At 55.5% G+C, this 19703-nt stretch carries 17 protein-coding genes and 3 pseudogenes; 11 read left to right on the forward strand and 9 right to left on the reverse strand.

Features of this window, described 5'->3' with window-relative positions:
- Positions 1–735 precede the first annotated feature (735 nt).
- Together LPA44_RS12585 and LPA44_RS12590 are read right to left on the reverse strand one after the other, a co-directional pair.
- Positions 736–2049 carry an RNA-guided endonuclease InsQ/TnpB family protein gene (locus LPA44_RS12585; RefSeq protein WP_230889898.1) on the reverse strand — a complete coding sequence of 438 codons (1314 nt, stop codon included), beginning with the start codon at positions 2047–2049 and terminating at the stop codon, positions 736–738.
- A 1289-nt stretch (positions 2050–3338) separates the two neighbouring features.
- Complete coding sequence (locus LPA44_RS12590; RefSeq protein WP_230889899.1) at positions 3339–3575, reverse strand: helix-turn-helix domain-containing protein; 237 nt, start codon at positions 3573–3575, stop codon at positions 3339–3341.
- 352 nt (positions 3576–3927) lie between these two features.
- Between LPA44_RS12590 and LPA44_RS12595 the strand changes: the two genes are divergently transcribed.
- From LPA44_RS12595 to LPA44_RS12610, 4 genes and pseudogenes are all read left to right on the forward strand, one after another.
- Complete coding sequence (locus LPA44_RS12595; protein WP_230889900.1) at positions 3928–4797, forward strand: hypothetical protein; 870 nt, start codon at positions 3928–3930, stop codon at positions 4795–4797.
- Positions 4797–5546, forward strand: coding sequence for a hypothetical protein (locus LPA44_RS12600; RefSeq protein WP_230889901.1), 750 nt, complete (start codon positions 4797–4799; stop codon positions 5544–5546). The genes LPA44_RS12595 and LPA44_RS12600 overlap by 1 nt, the downstream gene beginning before the upstream one ends.
- Positions 5543–6475, forward strand: coding sequence for a hypothetical protein (locus LPA44_RS12605; RefSeq protein WP_230889902.1), 933 nt, complete (start codon positions 5543–5545; stop codon positions 6473–6475). Before LPA44_RS12600 ends, LPA44_RS12605 begins: the two co-directional genes overlap by 4 nt.
- Before the next feature lie 81 nt (positions 6476–6556).
- Positions 6557–7471 (forward strand): annotated as a pseudogene (locus LPA44_RS12610) (Cdc6/Cdc18 family protein); the annotation flags it as partial.
- 249 nt (positions 7472–7720) lie between these two features.
- Here LPA44_RS12610 and tnpA read toward each other — a convergent pair.
- Positions 7721–8179, reverse strand: a pseudogene (gene tnpA / locus LPA44_RS12615) (IS200/IS605 family transposase).
- 44 nt (positions 8180–8223) lie between these two features.
- On the opposite strand from tnpA, the gene LPA44_RS12620 reads away from it, so the two are divergent.
- Positions 8224–9528, forward strand: a complete 1305-nt coding sequence (locus LPA44_RS12620; protein WP_230889904.1) for an RNA-guided endonuclease InsQ/TnpB family protein — start codon at positions 8224–8226, stop codon at positions 9526–9528.
- Between the two features lie 463 nt (positions 9529–9991).
- On the opposite strand, the gene LPA44_RS12625 is transcribed toward LPA44_RS12620, so the two are convergent.
- From LPA44_RS12625 to LPA44_RS12635, 4 genes are all read right to left on the reverse strand, one after another.
- Positions 9992–10264 (reverse strand): AbrB/MazE/SpoVT family DNA-binding domain-containing protein, encoded by a 273-nt coding sequence (locus tag LPA44_RS12625; RefSeq protein ID WP_230889905.1) that lies wholly within the window; start codon positions 10262–10264, stop codon positions 9992–9994.
- A 279-nt stretch (positions 10265–10543) separates the two neighbouring features.
- A complete protein-coding gene (locus LPA44_RS18110) occupies positions 10544–10675 on the reverse strand; it encodes a hypothetical protein (RefSeq protein ID WP_269070143.1) in 132 nt (43 codons plus the stop codon).
- A gap of 60 nt (positions 10676–10735) precedes the next feature.
- Positions 10736–11182 (reverse strand): hypothetical protein, encoded by a 447-nt coding sequence (locus LPA44_RS12630; protein ID WP_230889906.1) that lies wholly within the window; start codon positions 11180–11182, stop codon positions 10736–10738.
- Positions 11179–11754, reverse strand: a complete 576-nt coding sequence (locus LPA44_RS12635) for a DUF7342 family protein (protein ID WP_230889907.1) — start codon at positions 11752–11754, stop codon at positions 11179–11181. Before LPA44_RS12635 ends, LPA44_RS12630 begins: the two co-directional genes overlap by 4 nt.
- A 988-nt stretch (positions 11755–12742) precedes the next feature.
- Between LPA44_RS12635 and LPA44_RS12640 the strand changes: the two are divergent.
- The 4 genes and pseudogenes from LPA44_RS12640 to LPA44_RS12655 form a co-directional block, all read left to right on the forward strand.
- Positions 12743–13132, forward strand: a pseudogene (locus LPA44_RS12640) (transposase); the annotation flags it as partial.
- Between the two features lie 355 nt (positions 13133–13487).
- Positions 13488–14033, forward strand: a complete 546-nt coding sequence (locus tag LPA44_RS12645; protein ID WP_230889908.1) for a DUF7342 family protein — start codon at positions 13488–13490, stop codon at positions 14031–14033.
- 2 nt (positions 14034–14035) lie between these two features.
- Entirely contained in the window at positions 14036–14575 is a 540-nt protein-coding gene (locus LPA44_RS12650; protein WP_230889909.1) for a hypothetical protein, read from the forward strand.
- Between the two features lie 126 nt (positions 14576–14701).
- Positions 14702–14962 (forward strand): hypothetical protein, encoded by a 261-nt coding sequence (locus tag LPA44_RS12655; protein ID WP_230889910.1) that lies wholly within the window; start codon positions 14702–14704, stop codon positions 14960–14962.
- A gap of 225 nt (positions 14963–15187) precedes the next feature.
- Here LPA44_RS12655 and LPA44_RS12660 read toward each other — a convergent pair whose 3' ends face one another.
- On the reverse strand, positions 15188–15745 hold the full coding sequence (locus tag LPA44_RS12660) for a DUF7342 family protein (protein WP_230889911.1): 558 nt from the start codon (positions 15743–15745) through the stop codon (positions 15188–15190).
- 254 nt (positions 15746–15999) lie between these two features.
- Between LPA44_RS12660 and LPA44_RS12665 the strand changes: the two genes are divergently transcribed.
- The gene (locus LPA44_RS12665; RefSeq protein WP_230889912.1) at positions 16000–16605 is read left to right on the forward strand and encodes a hypothetical protein; all 606 of its coding nucleotides are present in this window, start codon (positions 16000–16002) and stop codon (positions 16603–16605) included.
- Positions 16606–16794: 189 nt separating this feature from the next.
- Complete coding sequence (locus tag LPA44_RS12670) at positions 16795–18045, forward strand: RNA-guided endonuclease InsQ/TnpB family protein (protein WP_230889913.1); 1251 nt, start codon at positions 16795–16797, stop codon at positions 18043–18045.
- A 130-nt stretch (positions 18046–18175) separates the two neighbouring features.
- On the opposite strand, the gene LPA44_RS12675 is transcribed toward LPA44_RS12670, so the two are convergent.
- On the reverse strand, positions 18176–19588 hold the full coding sequence (locus LPA44_RS12675; RefSeq protein WP_230889914.1) for an ATP-binding protein: 1413 nt from the start codon (positions 19586–19588) through the stop codon (positions 18176–18178).
- Between the last annotated feature and the right edge of the window lie 115 nt (positions 19589–19703).

Below are 19703 nucleotides of genomic sequence, written 5' to 3' on the forward strand. Positions count from 1 at the left end.
GTGACCCTTCAGCAACCGCCGTGAGTGACAGCTACTGCATCTTCTGAGGTCAAGAACCCGTCTCTGACGCTGTGAAACTGCGAATAGTCTTCCCTACCCCGACGCTGTCTTGTGATTCAACGAGGCATCTCAACACCAACTTCAAGCACGTTCACTGCAAGATACGTGAGCAGTGGATCGAGGACAGTATGCAGGAGTAATGCAGCGAGCCCAAGCACCCAAAATCGACGTACCCGGGAATCAGAAAATCCCGTGGCCCACGTTTCAAACATATCTTGAGAGCGGGAATACGACGTAGAGGCTAATGAAACCCCCATATGTGGAAAACCCATCATATCCCTGTCTTAGATTGGGAGTAGTAAATAGATTATCTGTACGTACCGAAACTACGAACCACAGCACGGATAGTTCTCACCAGCGAATTCAACGTGAAACATCCCTTCAGTAGGCGTGCGTACTTCCCAATCATCCCCAACTCTGTCACGGATCGCGGATTTCAACAGAACTGTGCAGTCTATGATTTCGAATATGGCTCCTACTCAGGCAGGACCAATAATAGCACCAGATCATGGTCTCTATCGGGTGATACTGGTGTCGATACGAACGAAGCCAGCCCCCAACCTACTTGAAAGAGTACGTTGGGAAGGAATAGGGGGACCCCACCATGTCCGCTTGACATCCTCCCGCGCCTGAAGACGCGGGAATCCCACGGCACCGCACCGCTGGCTTGGGATCTTAGGGTTTGCAGTCGACCACTTGTGCCTGCGGTTGGAATCCGCACGACAAGTCATAGAGGTAGACTGCTGGCTGTGCCAACCAGCCGGTACTCCTATCCCCACCCAAAACAGGCGGGGACTCGGAGTTACTTTCATTCAGATCGAGACGGATGTTCTCCGCCCCATTCACGTCGGCGTTGAACGCCCCATCACACGACTCGCAAACATATAGGCCGCGCTCAACACGCTGACTCTCATCCTCTCGCCCGCAGACGCAACACGTTTTACTCGTGTTGCGTTCGGATACTTCCACGACCTCAATCCCCTCCACCTTCGCCTTGTATTCAAGAATCCTGGTGAAGCGGTCGAACGCCCACCCGTGCAAGTCGAGGTTGCCGTGCTTGCCCCAGTTTTTCGACTCTCCGTTTTCGTCTTCGCGGACGCCTTCCAAGTCCCCGACGTGGATGCGGCCAATTCTCTTTTCGACGCATCGCTGGACGATGTGTTTCGCCAAGGAGTGGAAGAAGTGGCTGCGGCGTTCCGACCACTTGTGATGGAGTCGCGTTGCTTTGTCGCCGCCTGAATCATCACAGCTGGCGATTTCTTTCGGGAAGTAGTAGCCGTCCTGTTTCAGGCGGTTGCCGGGGTAGAGGTCAGCGTCTTCGGTGCTGTAGGCGACGGCAGCGAAATTCGAGATTCCGAGGTCGATACCTGCGGTCTCGTCACCGGGCGCTGTGGGCGTCTCAACCTCGTCTTTGCACACTAAGTGCAGTTCCCAGCGGCCTTTCGCGTTATCGTAGACGGCCCTGACTTGTTGGAGATTCTCGACGGTAACACCGGGCCGGGTTTCGTACTCGACAAGGATGTACTCCCACGCCTTCGGGTGTTCTTTGTGATTCGCGCCTTTTGAGAGCCTTACGCGATTGTGTTTGGTGTCGTGTTTGATGCCGTTTTGCTTCCACGTCACCGTACTGCGTGGGTGTTCTTCGTGGACGCGGCGGCCCTGTTGGTCGTAGTAGTTGCGTTTGCGGTAACCGGGTGGGTTGTCCCTGTCGTCATCCGAGGAGTACCAGGAGTTGAAGGCTTCAGCGAGTTCCTCCAGAACCCGCTGACTGGACTGACTATGCAGTCCCTTGTATTTTGGATGAGTCTTCAACTCGTCTTTCAGCTCGCTGTGGTCAGGGATCTCCCCGGTATCCTCCCACTGTTGCCGGGAGTGATGGTTAGCGACGTTCCAGAGTTTGCTGGCACTCCAGCCGTGCCGGTCGAGCGACTCCGCGACCTGTGAATGGTTGCGGATTTTCGCTCGATGAGTACGGTGGACCTCCAGCATACTATGAAACGCTTCTATAATCTCTTATACTTGTGTTTCTTGTAAAAGGCACGGTTTGAGAACGGTGGAATATCCGGCCCTGTCGGAGTCGGGAGAATGTGACACTGAGTGACGGCGCGTATCCACGGCCTAAAGACCGTGGTATTGCGCCTGCTCAGCGTATAATCTGGCCAATAGAGTAGTGGTTGCTAATTAAATCCTCAAACTGGATTTGCACCATCGCCGGGAGTGCGTTTCGTCTGTCTTCGGCTGGGAGTGAGAGAGTATATTTCGTCTGTCTTCCCGGATCTTAGTCAGGCTCGGTGAATCGTCTCCCAGAGGCGCCAATTAACGCCACCAGTCGCGTACGTTCACGCGACCACAGACACACCGGATACCGAATGAAAGACTACGTTTCCCTGCGCGCTACCCATTTCCAGGTCTCCGGTTGGGGTGTCGTTCTCACTGATGGGGAGTACGTTTCGTCTGTCTTCCCAACCTCCGGGGAGGCCCGATTGATCTCAACTCGGGAACAGCAATGCGTGCTAATAGTTGGTTGCTTCACTCGCAGGCGACCATAGACACACACCAAGTAACGAGTGAAAGGGGAGAGTATTCACTTGCGTGTGAGTGCCTCCTCGACGTCTCTTGTGGGAGTACCGGATTCTCGGTTCGGGGGAGTGGATTTCGTGTGTCTTTGCCGGGGAGTGAGAGAGTGCGTTTCGTCTGTCTTTGGAGTAGGCTGGGATTGAATGAGAATCGGGCGATTAGTCTTTGATGTGGGGGTGTAGGGAGTGGATTTTGTGTGTCTTTGTCATATTGAATTGGGGAGAGTGGAGTGGGTTGGTGGTTGTTGTCTCTGAGTCAGACGAAACGTACTCTCTCACTACACGCAACTCCAGCCGAAGACAGACGAAACGTACTCTCACCCTCTAGGACTTCACGAGCCACAGCGTTGAGGGGACGCGGTGGCCCACAATACAGCGTAATTATCCGGACGCAGTGGGGTGTGGTGGCCGTTGGGTTCACGCGATCAATAGTAGCCTCAAGGTAGAAACTCATTCACGGGGAACATCGAGACAGACGAAACACCTCCCTCACTTCCAGGTTGAAGTCCCGAAACAACAATTGATCTTTCTGGGCACTGTTCGAAATTCTCTCGGGTGGTAGCAATCTCCGTCAAAATCAGGACGTTATGAGACTCAGCGGCGAGGAGACGTGGTGGGATTTATCTCTGTGAGATTATGCAGACAGTAGGGGGTGTGGGGGCGTTGATTGCACGCGGTCAATGATGGCCGCCGGACAGGGACTCATTCTTCGCGTGGGTCGTTGACGAATCGGTAGAGGCCGTGGTTGACCTTCTCGATCCAGCCGGCGTCGACGAGGCCTCGAAGTGCTCGATTGATGTATTGGCGTCGGGTGTCGAGGTGTTCTTCGAGGCGTTTTGGATTAGCGTATCCCCAGGGGCGGTCTTCGTTGCGGCCGTCTTTGAGAACGTCGAGGATTGCTTCTTGGCGGTCGTTGGGTTCGAAGTTCTCGTTGACCATCTTGGTGGTGGGTATGTGGGTGTTGCATTTACTGGTTCGGGAGTACCTCGAAGATATAGTTACGTTAGAAGTTACAAAGTAACTATTAAGTGGCTGCCGCGATACGTATCGAGTGAGGAGCGTGGGATGCCTCAGAGGAAATGAGGCCGGTGCTAGAACACCGACCCCGTGCTCCGGAAACCCACCGAAGCATGAAGACATCAGACCGTACGTACCAAGAGTCTACCGAACAGTCTGACAACCAACTCGGCCCAGAACTCAAAGAGTGCCCCGTCTGTAGCGCCGTTGGCCTCCCCGAACGCATCAAGGACCACGACTGCCAGTCATTCCTCGAACAACGGAGGCGCCAATAATGGAGGAGGGAGTCTCAGCGTCAGAATTCCAGGATGTCTATATTCGTATCGAGTCGGATCTCCTTGTCATTGGGGATAGTATCCTGACTGACCGGCATCACGCTAGTAACGGGAACTACGAGGATGATGATCCACAGAATCAGATCGGCGGCATCATCCCTGCGTTCCCACTCTCGGGGTGGCTTCGCCACGGGATCGAAGAGGTCGTTCAAGAGTATGGCGGTACCGCCTGCCATCCCGGCGAGGCCAACGCGAATTTCAAGAAAGACGACGTCTACGAGCGCGACCTCAACGCCGGCTATCACGAGAAAGGCGCGTGCACAGAGAATCCAAAAACAGACGATGGCTGCGTCGTCTTTGATCTCTTTGGCGGCTTCGGTGGTATCCCCGGGAAGGTGATGCGGCGGCCGATCAAATTCAATCCTGTTCGCTCCAGTGTTGACTACACGCGTGGGCAAGCAGAAGGCCATTACCGCCGACTTAACCGCAATATCGTCTCTCGAAACGCTGAGGACAATCGTGAACCCTTGCGGAACGTCGAAGTAGATGCTGTCGCCAACCTTGACGGCTGCTGGCAGCTCTCCTTTCGGGAATCCAAGCCCGAATTTATCGGCCTGCTAGCCGAGGCCATCGACTACCTAGACGCGCACAAGACAGATTTCATGCACCAGCTCGGCGGCGCACGGAACTTCGGCGCAGGCATTGTCGACTGCCGCCTCATCAACCCACTCTACAACGACCGCGAGCTAAGCCGTGTCTTCAACCGTGGAAGCAGTCCCACGAACGCGATGGACGAGAAGGACGACCAGTGGACCGAGAATCACCGTCCAGAGTTCGTGGAAGCGCTGAAAGAGCGAATTGAAGAGTAATGGCTGATTCAAGAACTCGCGTTCTCATCGACTGCTACCGGCATGACGCGCACAAAATAAACGGCCAACCCCACGACACTGCCCCAGAAACGTTCGTCGGGGTGCCTGTAAACCAGACGGTTCCGCATGGCGCGGACGGTGATGCGTCGGCGCTGAGCCGACCTACTGGGAAGCCTAAGCAGACGATGGAGAATCACGAGACGCATTATCGGTTATCGCTTATCGAGGGCGAGAGTCGATACAGCCCCGATAAGTTCACGCGGAATGGTGTAGAGAGTGCTGTGCGTGACCTCTTGATCGAGGACGACCATGAGGCCATGCATCAGGCGTGGCTAACCAGCGACATCGTCTCTGTGTTCAACGAAAGCGTCTACTACCCATACACGAGTCTAAAGTATCATACGCTGCTCGTGGCAGCGCTCTTGGACAACTACCGTGATGGCCACGAGTTCGCCGACCTCCAATTAGTAGTGGATCCTGCAGGGGAGATTGTACCCCATCGAACGGTGTATACAGGTGAGCGCTTTGCGCTCCGAATCGACGAAGGCATCGATGGACAACCATCTTCCCGTCTGGGGAGTCAGCCGTGGCGGTCGTGGGCTTCGACGTGGAATCGGTTGACTGCGCACCCGCTTGACGCTGACCACGACAAGTATGATATGGTGCTTGATGCGAATCTCCGCCGGATCGGTGCGTGGTCAACCGCACTCCAATACATCGAGGACTACATGGAGGCGTTTGACCGGTGACGCGCATCCAGCAAGTTCACTGGGAACTGGAGATGGATTACATCGGCCACCCCTACTACATCTCGGGGAATGCAATCATGCACGCACTCGGACGGCAACTCCCGCACGATGTCCACCAAGACTTGAACGCGAGTCATGGTATCTTCGTACCCGGGCAGTTCGGAGCATTCCCCGAGGAACACTCACAGACCGGTACCCAGCCATACCTCGGTAGCACCCTCCCGGATGTGAAACACTATGACGACCTGTTCTTGATGCGGCATCCATCACACTCCTGGCTTCTTGACTCCCGGCCACGGGACGCGCTAAACACGCACGACATCCGCGTCCAGAGCAGCCACCCGGCACTCTCCCACGAAACGATTATGGGGAAGCCTGACAGCGCACGGAAACAACAGCAGACAACGAAATGGTATATTAACGCATACCTCCACGCCGACCGGAACGACATCCTTCCGCTTGATGAGAATGACCTGGATGGCCTCCAGTTTGGAGGGAAACGCAACTACGGCTACGGCATCACTCGGCTGAAAGATACACAGATCATAGACCTTGGGGCACTAGACTACTCACGTCTCCGAGACGGCGAAGCGTTCATCCTCGAAGTCATGACGCCGTTCGTGCTGGAGTCAGAGTATCCGAACGCCCACGACCAAGACGTCCCATGGTGGTGGACGGAAGACCGTCACGACCTCCGTGAACGTGAGGAAAAGATCCTAGAGCAACGCGAGGTGTACACCCTCCAGACCGTGGATCACGGCCAAGTAGTCGCCTACAAAGGCGATCGACCGGTTGAGACCGCGAAGAGCAGCATTCGGCGGATTGGCAGCCATTCGAAGTACGGCTTCGGCGAATTACGAGTGAAGCCCGTCGAACCCCAATCTGACCAATGCCAGAACTTGAGAGAACAGACGAACCTTCCCGAGTGAGGGAATTCATGCAAGGAGAAGAAACCTCCCCGAAAAACCACACTGCAGACCAAATAAAGAAATCGCATTTGCAACAACTACTACGTCGATTGTTCCGATTACCAATCTGAAGCCAAGGCCAGCCGGGAGATGGCGCGCCAATTCGCCGCGAATCTCGACGCTGACCGAGACATTCCCCGTGTGGGGATTGGTGCTGCAGACTACCGCGACATCACCTGGGAGTTACTCGCCACCCACGACGTCGACGCCTGCGTTGTCATCCTCGACGAGGTCGACAAACTCGACGGTGACGCGCTCTTGCGCAGTCTCACTCGCGCCAGAGAGAGTGGGAAAGCAGACGCGCATATCGGCGCGATCTGCATCAGCAACAAGATCGCGTACCGCGACCGACTAAACGAGCGCCTCGATTCCAGTCTGCAGGACAACGAACTTGTTTTCGACCCCTACGATGCTACCCAGATTCAGGCGATTTTGAACCATCGAACTGATGCCTTCGCTGATGGTGTTCTTGAGTCGGCGGTGATTCCGAAGATTGCGGCGCTGGCAGCGAAAGAACATGGAGACGCCCGCAAAGCCGTCGATACACTCTACGAGGCGGGGTGCCTCGCCGAAAAACGCGGTGACAACACGGTTACTATTGGCCATGTTGATGAAGCGGTCCATCAGGCTGCTGTGAATCGATTTGAACGCCTTATTGGTGGCACGACGCCGCATGTTAAATACATCCTTCACGCGTTAGCACTGCTTACTCGGGACAATCCAGGGGAGAAGGCGTTTCGCACGCAACGCATTTACTCAGTCTATACTTCCATCGCTGAGCAGGAGGGGAGTAGTCCGCTTTCTGAGGATCGCGTGTATCGGCTGCTGAAAGAGCAGTCGTTCCTTGGGATTACAGAATCTAAGCACACTGGTGGTGGGATGAGCGAAGGTAGTTTTCTTGAACATCACCTGATGCAAGACCCTGATATTGTCATTGAAGCGGTGACTTCCAGCTAGATCCCTACTGGATTATTGGGGGTCACTCGTTGCGGGGTGTGTGGGTGGATTATCCGGACGCAGGGGGGTGTGGGGGCTTCGGTTCTTGTTGGTGGTGACGTGGGAGGGGGAGGAGGCGTAGTGTTTGGGTTGGCGTTTAACTTGGGGATATTCGCTAGGATGCAATTACTGGTGGTTGGCGGTCGATGCGTCATCTAAACGAAAAGCAGCGCGAGTTCCCCGCCCCACCGTGGGCGGGGGTGAAGCGCGTCACTCCGGCGCGTCTTCCGTCTCTTCGATATACCGTTCAACCACTTCTTCCGACACCGCTCCCGTCGTTCCCACGTAGTACCCACCCTTCCAGAATCCACCACCCCAGACATACGACTCTCGAATTTCGGGATACCGTTCCAGCAAGTGCTTACCCGAATACGACTTGAATTGCCGAGCGATGTCTGCTGGACTGTGCTTCGGGTCTGTCTGCACGAACAGGTGTACGTGGTCGTCCGCGATCTCCAACGCCAGAATCTCGTGTCCGAAGTGGTCGGCAGTCTCACCAAACAACTCTCGCACATCGGCCTCCACTACATCCAGAACCGGGTGGCGATGCTGAGCGAGATTTCCGATCCCGCGAGGTACGCAAATCTTCGATTTGCGTTACTTCGGGCACCAGACGAAGTGATACTTGCAGGAACTAACCGAATGTGCATGACTACGGTACTCTTCCATCCTGAATCCTTTCATTTATGATAGGCTGGAACGATTGTCAACGTATGGGTGAAGAAGCCACGAAGACGATTCAGACGCGCCTTCACGTAGCGTCTGGTGAACGGTCGTGGCTTCACGACGCCCGCCTTGCCGCACGCGAAATTTTCAACGACACCATCCGCCTCACACAACACGGGTACACGCGTACCGAGATCCAGCGGGAGGTTGACCGCGACGACTTCCTTCGCAACAACAAGTGCGCGGTTGTCGGCAAAGCCCTCCAAACATGGGACTCCTACCAGTCACTCAAAGAGTGGTGGGAGAACCAAGATGATCCTGATGGCGGCAAGCCGACGCCGCCGAGTACGGACAAATCGGGTGCGTATCCGCTCGTGATGGCGCATACGGAAGGCTATCGCCTCACCGTGGACGACGGCACAGACCGCGTCCAGTTCCGAATCAGCCCGAAACCCTACAAGAAGGTCACAGGCCACCTGCGCGGTGAGCCGGACGCGATGGACGAACTTCGTGACGCTCTCACGTCGGATGAGGTGGATGTGGGGCAGGCCGAACTCCTGTACCGAGATGGCGTGTACTCCCTACACGTCACGGTTACACGCGAGTTCGACGTGCCCGAACCCAACACCGCCGAGACAGTGGTCGGCGTGGACATCAACGAGCGCAACGTGGCTCTCACTGCCCTCGACCGTGAGACGATGCGGACGAAGGGCACGCTCGTCCTCGATTATGGGCGAGTCAAGCAGGAACGCCAACGCTACCACACGATCACGAAACGCTGTCAGGAACACGGGAAGACGAGCATCCACCACAGACTCGGTGACAAGGAAGATCGATTTACCGAGTGGGTGTTGCATCGGCTTTCCCGTGCTGTCGTGGAGTTCGCAGCACAGTTCTCGGATCCGGTTATCGTGTTCGAGGACATGGAGGGGATCCGCGAGGAAATCAAGTACGGGACGTATATGAACCGCCGGTTGCACAAACTGCCGTTCCACAAGTTCGAGAAATTTGTCTCGTATAAGGCGACGTGGCGGGAACTTCCGACAGATACGGTGGACGCGTACTACAACTCGAAGACGTGTTCGTGCTGTGGTGAGCGTGGGGATCGGCAGGGGCGGCGGTTCCGGTGTCCGAACGACGAGTGTGGCGTGGTGCAGGATCACGCTGACCGGAATGCGTCAGTGAATATCGCGTGGCGCGAGACGGCGAAACTCGACGGTAACGAATCGAATTACCGGACTCACAAAACCCAGCCGCAGGTGCGGTTGGTGCGTCTGTCCGGGTCGGGGCGTGTAAGCCGCCCACCCTCATCCCGCTCGCTTGCCGAGCAGGGAGTGCTAACCCACGGCTGAGGGAATTACAAAAGCCTCGGGCCACCGCGCCCGAGGCTGTTTACTTCGGCGACGATTCGTGAGGCGTGGCCGGGACTCCAATTGAGTTGGTCAGCAATCGTGCTAACACTCACTTCTGAATCGTCACTTTCTATGAGATATGATATTACTCGGAAATGACTCTTACCGATCATGTATTCCCAAATAACGCAAGTGATTTATAAAACTCTTTCGTAATTTGAGGATAAATATAATATAACTAACTACCATAATATCCGATATGATCAATAAACATCTATTCAACCGATAGTTGAGAGCACAATTTCATTAGTGAAATTTCACCAGAGCTAGTACCAGACACCCCACCACCGTTTCAGCAATTCCCGACAACCTCAATGCTGGCTTCTGCCTGCTCGTGGCGGCTGCTAGGGCTCGTATCCTTGTAGTCAATGAGATTATTTCAATCGGCGACGCCGACCGCCATTCAGCCGTCCTCTGTGAACGCAGGGTCTTCCTCGTGGCCGGCGAGGTCGTGCGTTTCGAGGCCATCACCACCCATCGGAGCCTGCAGGTCGGCATCTTCGAACGCGCCGTAGCGCTGTCGGACAACCTCAACGGTGAGGGCACCGTTCTCGTTGACGTTCCAGCGGAGCTTGTCGCCAGCCTCGATGTCGAGCCGCCGACGGAGCGACGCTGGAATCGTAACCATTCCCTGGTCACTGACTTGGGTTTCCACGGGTGGTTCTTCAGCTGCCATACTCGCTAGTACAGACCCTTTCATGGTACATGTTGCGCCATATGTATTCCAGAAGGTGGACAGACACACTAGGATCACGCTGCTCTCGCCATCGCTAACCGATGACAGGCTAATGTTCGAATTCGTCTTTGTCCGGCAACATCTCAAGCGCTTCCTCCGCAGAGACGGCTTCAGAGGACTCCGTGTCGTCCTTGTCTCCAACCTCGGGAGCAGACATACAAAACAATACACAGTGTAGTCTGATGAACGTTCACCGACAGTATCGCGACGCTCGCATACTCAACTCGGATTTTTGTCGTGTTCGACGGCTTCGCCAAGCGTTGTCCACGTGTCCGTCTCGAGCGTGATACCAGCGTTGAGGCTCGCATTAATTCCCGTCTTTGTATTGTGGCCGACGGCGGTGTCAACCATGACATCCTCCGCGTGAGTCGAGGAGGATATCAAGTCGCCTGCTGGAGGTGTGTGGGGCGGCTACTTGGTCCAGAAGCCATGTTGGCGGGCTTCGATGTCTGCGAGCGCCAGCGAGAGGACATCACGCCAGTCGATGGGGTGTGTTGTATCGTCGCCGGGTGTTGGTGCGTCTGGGCCTGGATGGATGTGGTCGCGGGTATTGTAATTGGACGGGTGTCTGTCCCATCGGTGATCGAATGCGGTTGTCTCGTGGGCTTCGTGGTAGTGCAGCGAGAAATCCCCGTTTTCGAACCAGACAATCTCAAGACGAGCACGTCGAACGCGTTCCGGGTAGAATCGGTGGTCGTACCGACAGACCAATCGTTCGGGAGCGAACGCTGGTTGGTCCTCAATCTTGGTGAAGCGATCGTCCGTTGCGAGGCGTTCTCGGATGGCGTCCAGCCGGTCGAAATCAATCGGCCCACCAGAAAGCGAATCGGACGGCTCATTCTCCCGTCCGTCCGTCATGCGACGGATTCGAGATCTGTAGCGTCGCTAGATTGAGTAGTAAGTGCTCGTTCAAGCAGTGAGATGCGACGGCGAGCAGTTTGCCATGCCGTGAGTTGCTCCCAGACGTCCTCGATGGCTTGGTCGGTCGCGGCTGCATACCGTGTGAGCGAGATCGCCGTTGGAGACTCAGCGTCGAATTCGCGTGCGAGTGCGGTTGCTCGTTCGGATTCGGATTCCAGCAAATCGAGTAACTCCTTGGATGTGTATTCGGTGCGTAGTGTCTGGACGCGCCGCCAATTCAGGTATTCTTGGTTCCGTTTGTACGTGGCTGGTGCGGTCGTCACTTGGGTGACGATACCCATCTGTTCGAACCAGTCCAAGTATTCACGTGCGGCATCAACACCATGCCCTGCACGGTCGGCGACTTCACTGGCGGTTGCTGGACTGTCGAGTCCGAGCACGGCATCGAAGAAATCATCGCGTGTTCGGTCACCACGGACGACGTCTTCTGGTGGGGTTAACTCGTCAAAATCCGGCGCTGCTTCGCGTTCGCTGGCATCAGCTTGCAAGTCCGAACGCGGGTCTTCCATACACCAACCCACAACCTAAAACGCTATAAACCTTGCTAGAGCGGATTATTCCGTTTTCGATCAGCACCACGCTGCACTGGTCAGATCGCTTTCCGACGGGCAAACTCTCGTCTATACTAGTCGGACTCTGTCGTAACACAGCACTTGAAACCGCCCGGAGAGGTATCCTGGGGGGGCTCTAGACGCGTATTTTTGTAGTAACACCCGTCGGTGAGGCTACTATCTTGAAACAGCGAGAGAATCCCGCCGTTCACGGCGTTAACGAGACGCGTTACGTCTCGTTCGCACACCAGAACGCAAAGCGTTCTGGGGACGGGCGTGAATCGCGTCACTTGACTGCGCAAACCACGAGCGACAGCACTCTGAATACCCAACACCAACCCGAACATTTAGCATACGAGAAAACGTACTGATTGACATCCTCCTCCGCGTGAACGCGGAGGAATCCCGAGCGGTGGGAGTTTCAGGTTTCCAGTCCCACCGAACCCCAACGCGGTGAGAATCCGTGCGGGGTTCGTGGACCGGGTGGGTGGGAGTGCTGGGAGTGCCAAGCCCCCGGTACTCCTATCCTCGGTCGTATTGGAACTCCCAGGGTTGTTTGTGCCTCAAGGGAGTCTCCCAGACGTCGACGGACTCGGAGTTACTTTGTGGTGCTTGCAAGCAGTCCGGCACTGCACTGGTTCATTATAGGAACCAGCCGTTCACCAGACTGGTTCCGGATACTGTCGTCCGAGAGACAGCGTCTCTCGTGATCACGAAAATCAGGGATTTTCGAACGACCTCGTTATTGCGGGCGGACAGGCCGCCTCCGCAGGACGGGTCGGAATCCGCTCCGTTCCGACCAATTCCTACTCTATAGTACGTCGGCCTGTCACTTAAACGCCACCATGTGAAACTCGGGAGTGGCGTTTCAACGGTGGACTGTTCCCAGAAGTGACGGCGCGTATCCACGGCCTAAAGGCCGTGGTATTACGCCTGTTCAGCCTATAAGGCAGCGGAACACGGTATTCCTGTGGAATACGTACATCCGCACCACACGTCGAAAACATGCCATGCGTGTCAACACGTTGGGTATCGACCGCATCAAGGCACGTTCAAATGTACGAACGAGGCGTGCTGGGTGTCGGAGTACCAAGCGGATCTGAACGCAGCAGCGAACATTGCCAATCGGCTAAATCCGTGGGGAGAGAGCCTACCTTGGAAAACGGCAGGCGATGACTCGCCACAGAGCGGGGGCCAGTGGCAGGCCCACCAAGACACGTCACCGAGCGAGGGACTCCTGTCCGAGAGGCGGGCTTCCGATGACAAGGATTCGTCTAGCTCACCACCGGTGGGAGCGGGGGCGAACCCGGAGACCGGTGACGCGCACACGTCTTGAAACCTCAATCCCAGACAAGTTGGGTATTCCACCTGCGGTGGAAGCCCCGTCCTTCAGGGCGGGCGAGGATGTCACGTCCGCGTAATCTGGCCGCGTGGAGTGGTCTCGGATCGTACGAATATACCAGAAAGTCCGCTAAATATTCTTCATCCATCCAATCTCATTAGGCTGCTTTTCGAATCCTTCAGTCTCCAAAATATGTTCCATAGCTGGATGCGTGGCGTTATTTATACGCGGAGCAAGCGCAATACCACGGTAGTTCACGGCGATATCCATGATTCGCCGCAGCCGGAGTAGTGGAATTATATCTAATCTAGTCCAAAGATATACGATACTGTGGGTGTTACGGGTATCTATGACTGACGAACAGCCCGACGTCTGGAGTGATGATCTGGACAGTGAGGATCGTGTTCGAAGGGTTGCAGACACGCTGACGCAGCCACGGAGTGCGTCCTGGGTTGCCGATCAAGCAGCGGTCAACTACAAGACTGCACGCAAATACCTCGAAAAGCTCGTCAGTGACGCCCGCCTCCAGACGACCGAGCGCGACCAGACGACACTGTATTATCCAAATCCCCGGACGGAGTTCTTCGACGAACTCGATGAGCTGGTCAGCCAGTACACCAAAGACGAACTCACCGCGGAACTATCCGCGATGAGCGACCGGATCGAAGACTGGCAAACGACCTACGATGTCGCGGACCCCGACGAGCTACGAACGACTATTGACGAGTCGTTGAGCGTCGCCGAGCGCCGCGAACGCGAGCACGTCATCGATGACTGGGAGTACACCCAGCAGATGCGAATGTTGGTGCGGCACGCCATCCGCCTCTACGACGACCTCCAGCAGTTCACCGCGACGAACTCCCCGCAGCGAGCACAAGCCGCTGGGGACGAGTAGCGATGGCCGGCGACGAGTGGCCGGTCGCCTTCGATAGTGGGAGTCCACGAACCCGGAAAGGCATTCTCCGCCAGCTGAACGACCGCCTGAAACGGGAACCCGGCATCGAGTACACGCGCTTCGAACCCGGGACGATTGCCCCAACCGAACTCCGTGCCGCCGTGGAGCCGCCCCAACTCCTCGGGATGGAATACCCCGCACCAGTTGCCACACTGTCGATTCGATGGTCGCCACGACCTTCCGGGAACGACCACTTCGCTATCCAGTGGTTCGAGCGACCAGAGCAAGAGCGGACACCCTCTTCCGACGACGGCCGTAATTCGATACTTCCGGAGGGGTATACGGTGAGTTGTGGCTGGCATCAAGACGACCACTGCAACGAACTTGGCGAGGCACACTTCCAGGAAGAATATCCGGCTGGGCGAACCGAACGGTACGGGGTGTCGTTCGGTGACCAGCATCCAGTGTGGGTTCTCAGTACGTGTCTGGCTGCACTGCCGGATCGACTCACTAGCTTTCGAGATCGTCTCAACACCCAGTAGCGGCCGGCTGTCGATGCGACGAATCAACTCTGGACCGGAAATTCACCAGTCTTAGCCAATTTTGACAGTCATGGGTTGCCGTGGACGGTATCAGTCGTTAGTGATCGCGTGGTTTGGGACTGTGGGGTGGTCGTGTTCCCATATGAGTTCGTTGAGGATTGGGATGAGCTGGTTGAGGCGGTGTTCATAGACGTTGAGTGGGTGTGCGTCGAGGAATTCTGCGGAGGTTCGCTGTACGGTTTCGTTCTGGTAATCGATCTGGAAGTGGCAGTTTCCAAGATCCATGTGTGTGTCGTCTTGGTGCCATCCGAGCATGAGGTTGCGGTCCGGTTCTACCCACTGGATTTCGTAGAAGTCATAGTCTCGGTTTGGTGGGAAATCAAATGAGACGTGGAGTTCAACTTCAGTAACCGGGTGGGTGGTTCCAAGAAATGATTGCGTGTCGACGAGTGCTCGAACGCCGGCTTTGTTCCCTGATGACGTGTGATATCGGACTTGCTTGATTGGCGTGTCATCTCCAGCGGCTTGTGTCTGCAGATGCGTGTGGATTCGAGTGAGAAGCGTTCGCTTGTCGAGGTTCGCTCGGTTTGCAAGAAAGATCATGGAGGCGTGCTACTGGGAGAGTGAGAGCGAGGAATTCGACGAATCAGTCTGGCTGGGGTATAGCGACCGGGCATCGTCGTACAGTTCAAGGGCGTGTTTGAGTAGTCGCTTGTTGTCCTCGTAGTGCTCCCATTGGCGAAGAATCGTATTCCGGGTGCGAATTTCCTCCCCAGAGAGGTCGGGGTTGGTGAGTGTGGATTCGAGATCGTTCTGTGAGGCAACGTCGAATCTGGTTTTCCACTCGTCGATTTGCTCTTGGATGCTGGCGATTTCTTCGCGGAGTTCTGGCTGGGTGTGGTTGTTAATCAAATCGGTGACTTCGCTGAAGTAGCGGCGTTGATAGTTCGGCGCGTACTTCGGATTCCCATCATCACCCTCAATCACGTGTATTTGCCCAAATTCGACGAGCATCTCCAGTTCGTCTTTGGCGGTCTGCCACGAGGAGATCTGGGCTTCGTCTTTCACCCACTGCACCGACCGTGGTTGTGTCAGCGTTGTCGCAATTTCCCGAACTCGCTCACGAGCCGACAATCCCTCCGTCCACGATTCAAGCCCATGATCAGTCATACACACTACTACCCCACTCAGTCTATTATATCTTTGGACCGCCCACTCAAATACAAGAGTAATTGGACAGCGGCCGCTGACGCGAAAACGTACTTCATCGCCGAGGAGACGCGTAACCTGAAGATTCCCGTGGAAAATCTACAGGCGGAGTAAGGCGAGTGCCTCGGGGCTTGACCCCGAGGGTGAAACCCGTCGCCATACCTGACTTACCACAAACACGGACACCTACAAAGCACGGCTTCTAACCGGTATCTGTGCAGAAATCGCTGACAAGCACTCTGGTATTCCAACTTGACATCCACGAGGGCAGTCAGCAACTGCTAGATACTGGACAACTCGAAGCCCGCCGCGTTGTCAACGAAATCTTCCGCTTAGACGACGAAGGACATGCTTGGAAAACCATCGAAGACAAAGTAGTCAAACGGTCAACCCACGTCCAAAACACCACGCAACGTCTTTTTGACAAGGCAACAGACGCGCTCGAACGCTACTACGACGAAGACGACTACGGCCATCCACGGCAGAACCACGACGAATCATTCCCACCTCGGATGAATCACGGCGAAGGCTACCAACTCTCCCTAGACGAAAAGTCCGAGAGTATTTCGTTCCGTGTGACAGCCCTCAAGCGAAACTTCGTCCGAGGCACACTCCAAAGTAGCCAACACCAGATTAACCGTCTAAAAACAGCGTTAACCGATGATAACTGGCGTGTCGGCACAGCAGAAGTTGTGCGGAAACGCGACCGGCACGAACTGCACGTCAACGTCACGCACGAAACTCACGAGGTGGCCGATACGCAAACTAGTGGGACGTTCATCGGTGTGGACGTGAACGAGGATTGCGTCGGCCTATCTTAATCCAGCGAGAGAATCCCGCCGTTCACGGCGTTAACGAGACGCGTTGCGTCTCGTTCGCACACCAGAACGCGAAGCGTTCTGGGGACGGGCGTGAATCGCGTCACTTCCTACACAATCCACCGTCACTGGCAGGCCGGATATTCAACGTTAATCCGTACCATTAAGTAGGTTAGACTACATAGGCTATGTATGGCGATTGAGGTCACGCGCACCTACGTTGGTTCCATTCAGAACCACCGGCAGGTCTGCGATGGCCTCGATTCGCTCGGAGACTCCGCTTCCAAAATATGGAACGTCGCACGATGGACAGCCGACCGAATCTGGAACGCAACAGGCGAAATCCCAGATGAGGGTCCGCTCAAATCGTACATGAAGAACCAAGCGTGCTGGAAAGACTTGAACGCACAATCCAGTCAGAAAGTCATCGAAGAACTTTCCGACGCTTTCCAGTCATGGTTCGATCTGCGGCACAAGTTTGACGAGGCGAATCCGCCCGGCTACCGCAAACACGGCGACACCCGGCCACGTTCTACAGTAACGTTCAAAGAAGACGGCTTCAAACACGACCCAGAGAACAACCGCGTCCGACTCAGCAAAGGCTCAAACCTCAAAGACCACTTCTCAGACTTCCTGCTCTGTGAGTACCAGACTCGCCCTGACGTTGACCTCTCAGAAGTCAACTCGGTGCAGAACATTCGAGCGGTCTGGAACGGTGACGAGTGGGAACTCCACTTTGTCTGCAAAGTCGAACTCGAAACCAACGACTCGGCAGGTGACGAAGTTGCTGGCGTCGACCTTGGCATCAAAAACATCGCCACGGTCGCGTTCCCCGATGAGTACGTCCTGTACCCCGGGAACTCGCTCAAGCAGGACAAGCACTACCTCACGCGAGCCGAGTACGATACTGAGGGTGAGAACGGGCCGTCCGAGAAGTCGATGTGGGCACGGCGAAAACTCGCTGACCGCGAGACGCACTTCTACCACACGCTGACAGACGCCATCATCACGGAGTGTGTTGAGCGCGGTGTTGGAACGCTCGCGGTGAGTTGGCCCGAAGACGTGCGAGAATCCGACTGGGGCAAGACCGGCAATAAGAAGTTGCACTCGTGGGCGTTCGACCGCCTCTACCAGTATCTCGACTACAAAGGCGAGATACGTGGCGTCGAGGTACTGAAAGAGAACGAGTGGAACACCTCGAAGACGTGTTCACGGTGTGGTGACGACACGAAGTCGAACCGCAAGCACCGTGGGTTGTACGTTTGTTCGTCGTGTGGGTTAGTCGGGAACGCGGATTGTAATGGGGCGGAGAATATGCGTCAGAAGATAACTCCGAGTCCTCACGGTGAGGATAGGAGTAACGGCTGTGTGGCACAGCCCTCGACACAGTTGTTCGACCGCGACAGCGGGACGTTCAAACCGAGAGAACAAGTCGTGTTGTAGACCGGCAAATATCCCACCTGCGGTACGGGAAGCCCCGCCCTTTAGGGCGGGGAGGATGTCACCGATGACTGCGACAGCTCCGAGTTGCTCTCAAATACAGCCATCCTCAAGGAGCGAACAGCGTCAGCCGTCAACGAGTAGAGTACGGTGGGTCATCTGTGAGTGCGTTTACGATGTCTGTGGTGGTGTAGAGGGTGAGGTTGTCGCGTTGAGTGGCTGCTTCTTTGACTGATGGTTTGAAGCCGTTTCGGGAGAAGAGTGCGTATTCGATGACGCGGTCGCTTCCATTTTGTGGTGACCAGCGAAGTTCAGCAGCGTGGTCCTCGAGGTTCGAGAGTGCGTCGTATCCGAGTGGTGACTGTTGGAATTTGGCCTCGCCGACAAGCAGCGTCTCACCGGCGGTCAGGCCAACAACGTCGATTTCATGTTCACCATACCACCATTGGCCTGTGTTCGTAATTGTGTACTCGGGGTAGAGGGTGCGAAGGGCCGAACAGCAAAGCATTTCGAAGGAGTGACTGACGAAATCAGCGAGTTCCGGTTCGATTAGTGCATCGTAGGCCTCAGCGCCCAGTTCGTCGTACTGCTCGCCAGTTCCATACACGAAGTGGAACCAGAACCGGAAGAACGGGTCACGAATGCGGTATCGGCTGCGTTTGCTGTGTTGTTTTTGTTCTGTGATGGGGACGTGTTGGTCGACGAGTCGGAGTCGGGACAGTCGGTTGAGGTATTTTGAGAGTTGGTTGTAGTCGATTCCTGTTGTCCCGGCGATTTCATTGCGGCTGGTGTTCCCGCCGGCAATTGCCTCAAGAATCGAGAAGTATCGGGTCGGTTCGGTGAGTTCCATGCGGAGGACATAGTCAGGCTCGTTGTGGAGTGTTCCATGCCGGGAGAGGATTGTCTGCTGGATGTTGGCTGCGAGTGTTGCATCAGGGGAGACTTCTTCGAGGTAGTATGGAACGCCCCCGAATACACCCCAGGTGAGGATCTGTTCGTCTGGAGTGTAGGTGTCATCGAAGAACTCTATTGCGGCGTCGAAGGGGAGTTGTCTGACATCGAGTTTTAGTGATGAGCGACCGTAGAGTGGGCTGTTCCCGAGTAATGCCGCGTCTTCCATCATACTGATTGAGGAGCCGACGAGTACGAACGTTGCAGCTGAATTGTCGAGTTCGTGGTCGAACAGTGCCTGTAACACGGAGGGGAGGCTTTCGGTTTGCTCGATGAGATACGGGAATTCGTCAAGGACGATAATCGCATCTTGGTCAGCGAGATAGCCGAGAATTTCATCCCAGTCTTCCCGGATTCGTCGAACGCCAGGATACGTTTCTGCGGCTGTGTCGATGAACTGCTGGAGCTGCAGCGCGCTCGTTTTTTGTTTTGCCTGGTAGACGATGGCGTCGTCGTATTCGTTCAAGGATTCTTTGACGAGCGCGGTTTTCCCGAGGCGTCGACGGCCATAGATCACTGCAAGTTCGGCATCGGCTGAGTCGTAGAGTTCGTGCAGTCGGTCGAGTTCTGCCGTCCGATCCACGAAGTCGGGCATACAACCGATACCGTAGGCCAGAATATAATATCTTCGATAATCGTACTTCAGAGTATGATACTTCAAAGTATTATTCTTGCTGGACGTCTGCTGGAATACACAGCTTGGGCTAGAA

The organism is Halobacterium sp. KA-4, assembly GCF_021028995.1.
Lineage (GTDB): Archaea > Halobacteriota > Halobacteria > Halobacteriales > Halobacteriaceae > Halobacterium.

Bases quoted from the DNA above. Each gene is read 5' to 3' on its own strand.
- LPA44_RS12585 (WP_230889898.1), bottom strand. From the start codon at position 2,049: ATGCTGGAGGTCCACCGTACTCATCGAGCGAAAATCCGCAACCATTCA.
- LPA44_RS12670 (WP_230889913.1), top strand. From the start codon at position 16,795: ATGGCGATTGAGGTCACGCGCACCTACGTTGGTTCCATTCAGAACCAC.
- LPA44_RS12600 (WP_230889901.1), top strand. From the start codon at position 4,797: ATGGCTGATTCAAGAACTCGCGTTCTCATCGACTGCTACCGGCATGAC.
- LPA44_RS12675 (WP_230889914.1), bottom strand. From the start codon at position 19,588: ATGCCCGACTTCGTGGATCGGACGGCAGAACTCGACCGACTGCACGAA.
- LPA44_RS12595 (WP_230889900.1), top strand. From the start codon at position 3,928: ATGGAGGAGGGAGTCTCAGCGTCAGAATTCCAGGATGTCTATATTCGT.
- LPA44_RS12660 (WP_230889911.1), bottom strand. From the start codon at position 15,745: ATGACTGATCATGGGCTTGAATCGTGGACGGAGGGATTGTCGGCTCGT.
- LPA44_RS12635 (WP_230889907.1), bottom strand. From the start codon at position 11,754: ATGGAAGACCCGCGTTCGGACTTGCAAGCTGATGCCAGCGAACGCGAA.
- LPA44_RS12630 (WP_230889906.1), bottom strand. From the start codon at position 11,182: ATGACGGACGGACGGGAGAATGAGCCGTCCGATTCGCTTTCTGGTGGG.
- LPA44_RS18110 (WP_269070143.1), bottom strand. From the start codon at position 10,675: ATGGTTGACACCGCCGTCGGCCACAATACAAAGACGGGAATTAATGCG.
- LPA44_RS12620 (WP_230889904.1), top strand. From the start codon at position 8,224: ATGGGTGAAGAAGCCACGAAGACGATTCAGACGCGCCTTCACGTAGCG.
- LPA44_RS12590 (WP_230889899.1), bottom strand. From the start codon at position 3,575: ATGGTCAACGAGAACTTCGAACCCAACGACCGCCAAGAAGCAATCCTC.
- LPA44_RS12650 (WP_230889909.1), top strand. From the start codon at position 14,036: ATGGCCGGCGACGAGTGGCCGGTCGCCTTCGATAGTGGGAGTCCACGA.
- LPA44_RS12645 (WP_230889908.1), top strand. From the start codon at position 13,488: ATGACTGACGAACAGCCCGACGTCTGGAGTGATGATCTGGACAGTGAG.
- LPA44_RS12625 (WP_230889905.1), bottom strand. From the start codon at position 10,264: ATGGCAGCTGAAGAACCACCCGTGGAAACCCAAGTCAGTGACCAGGGA.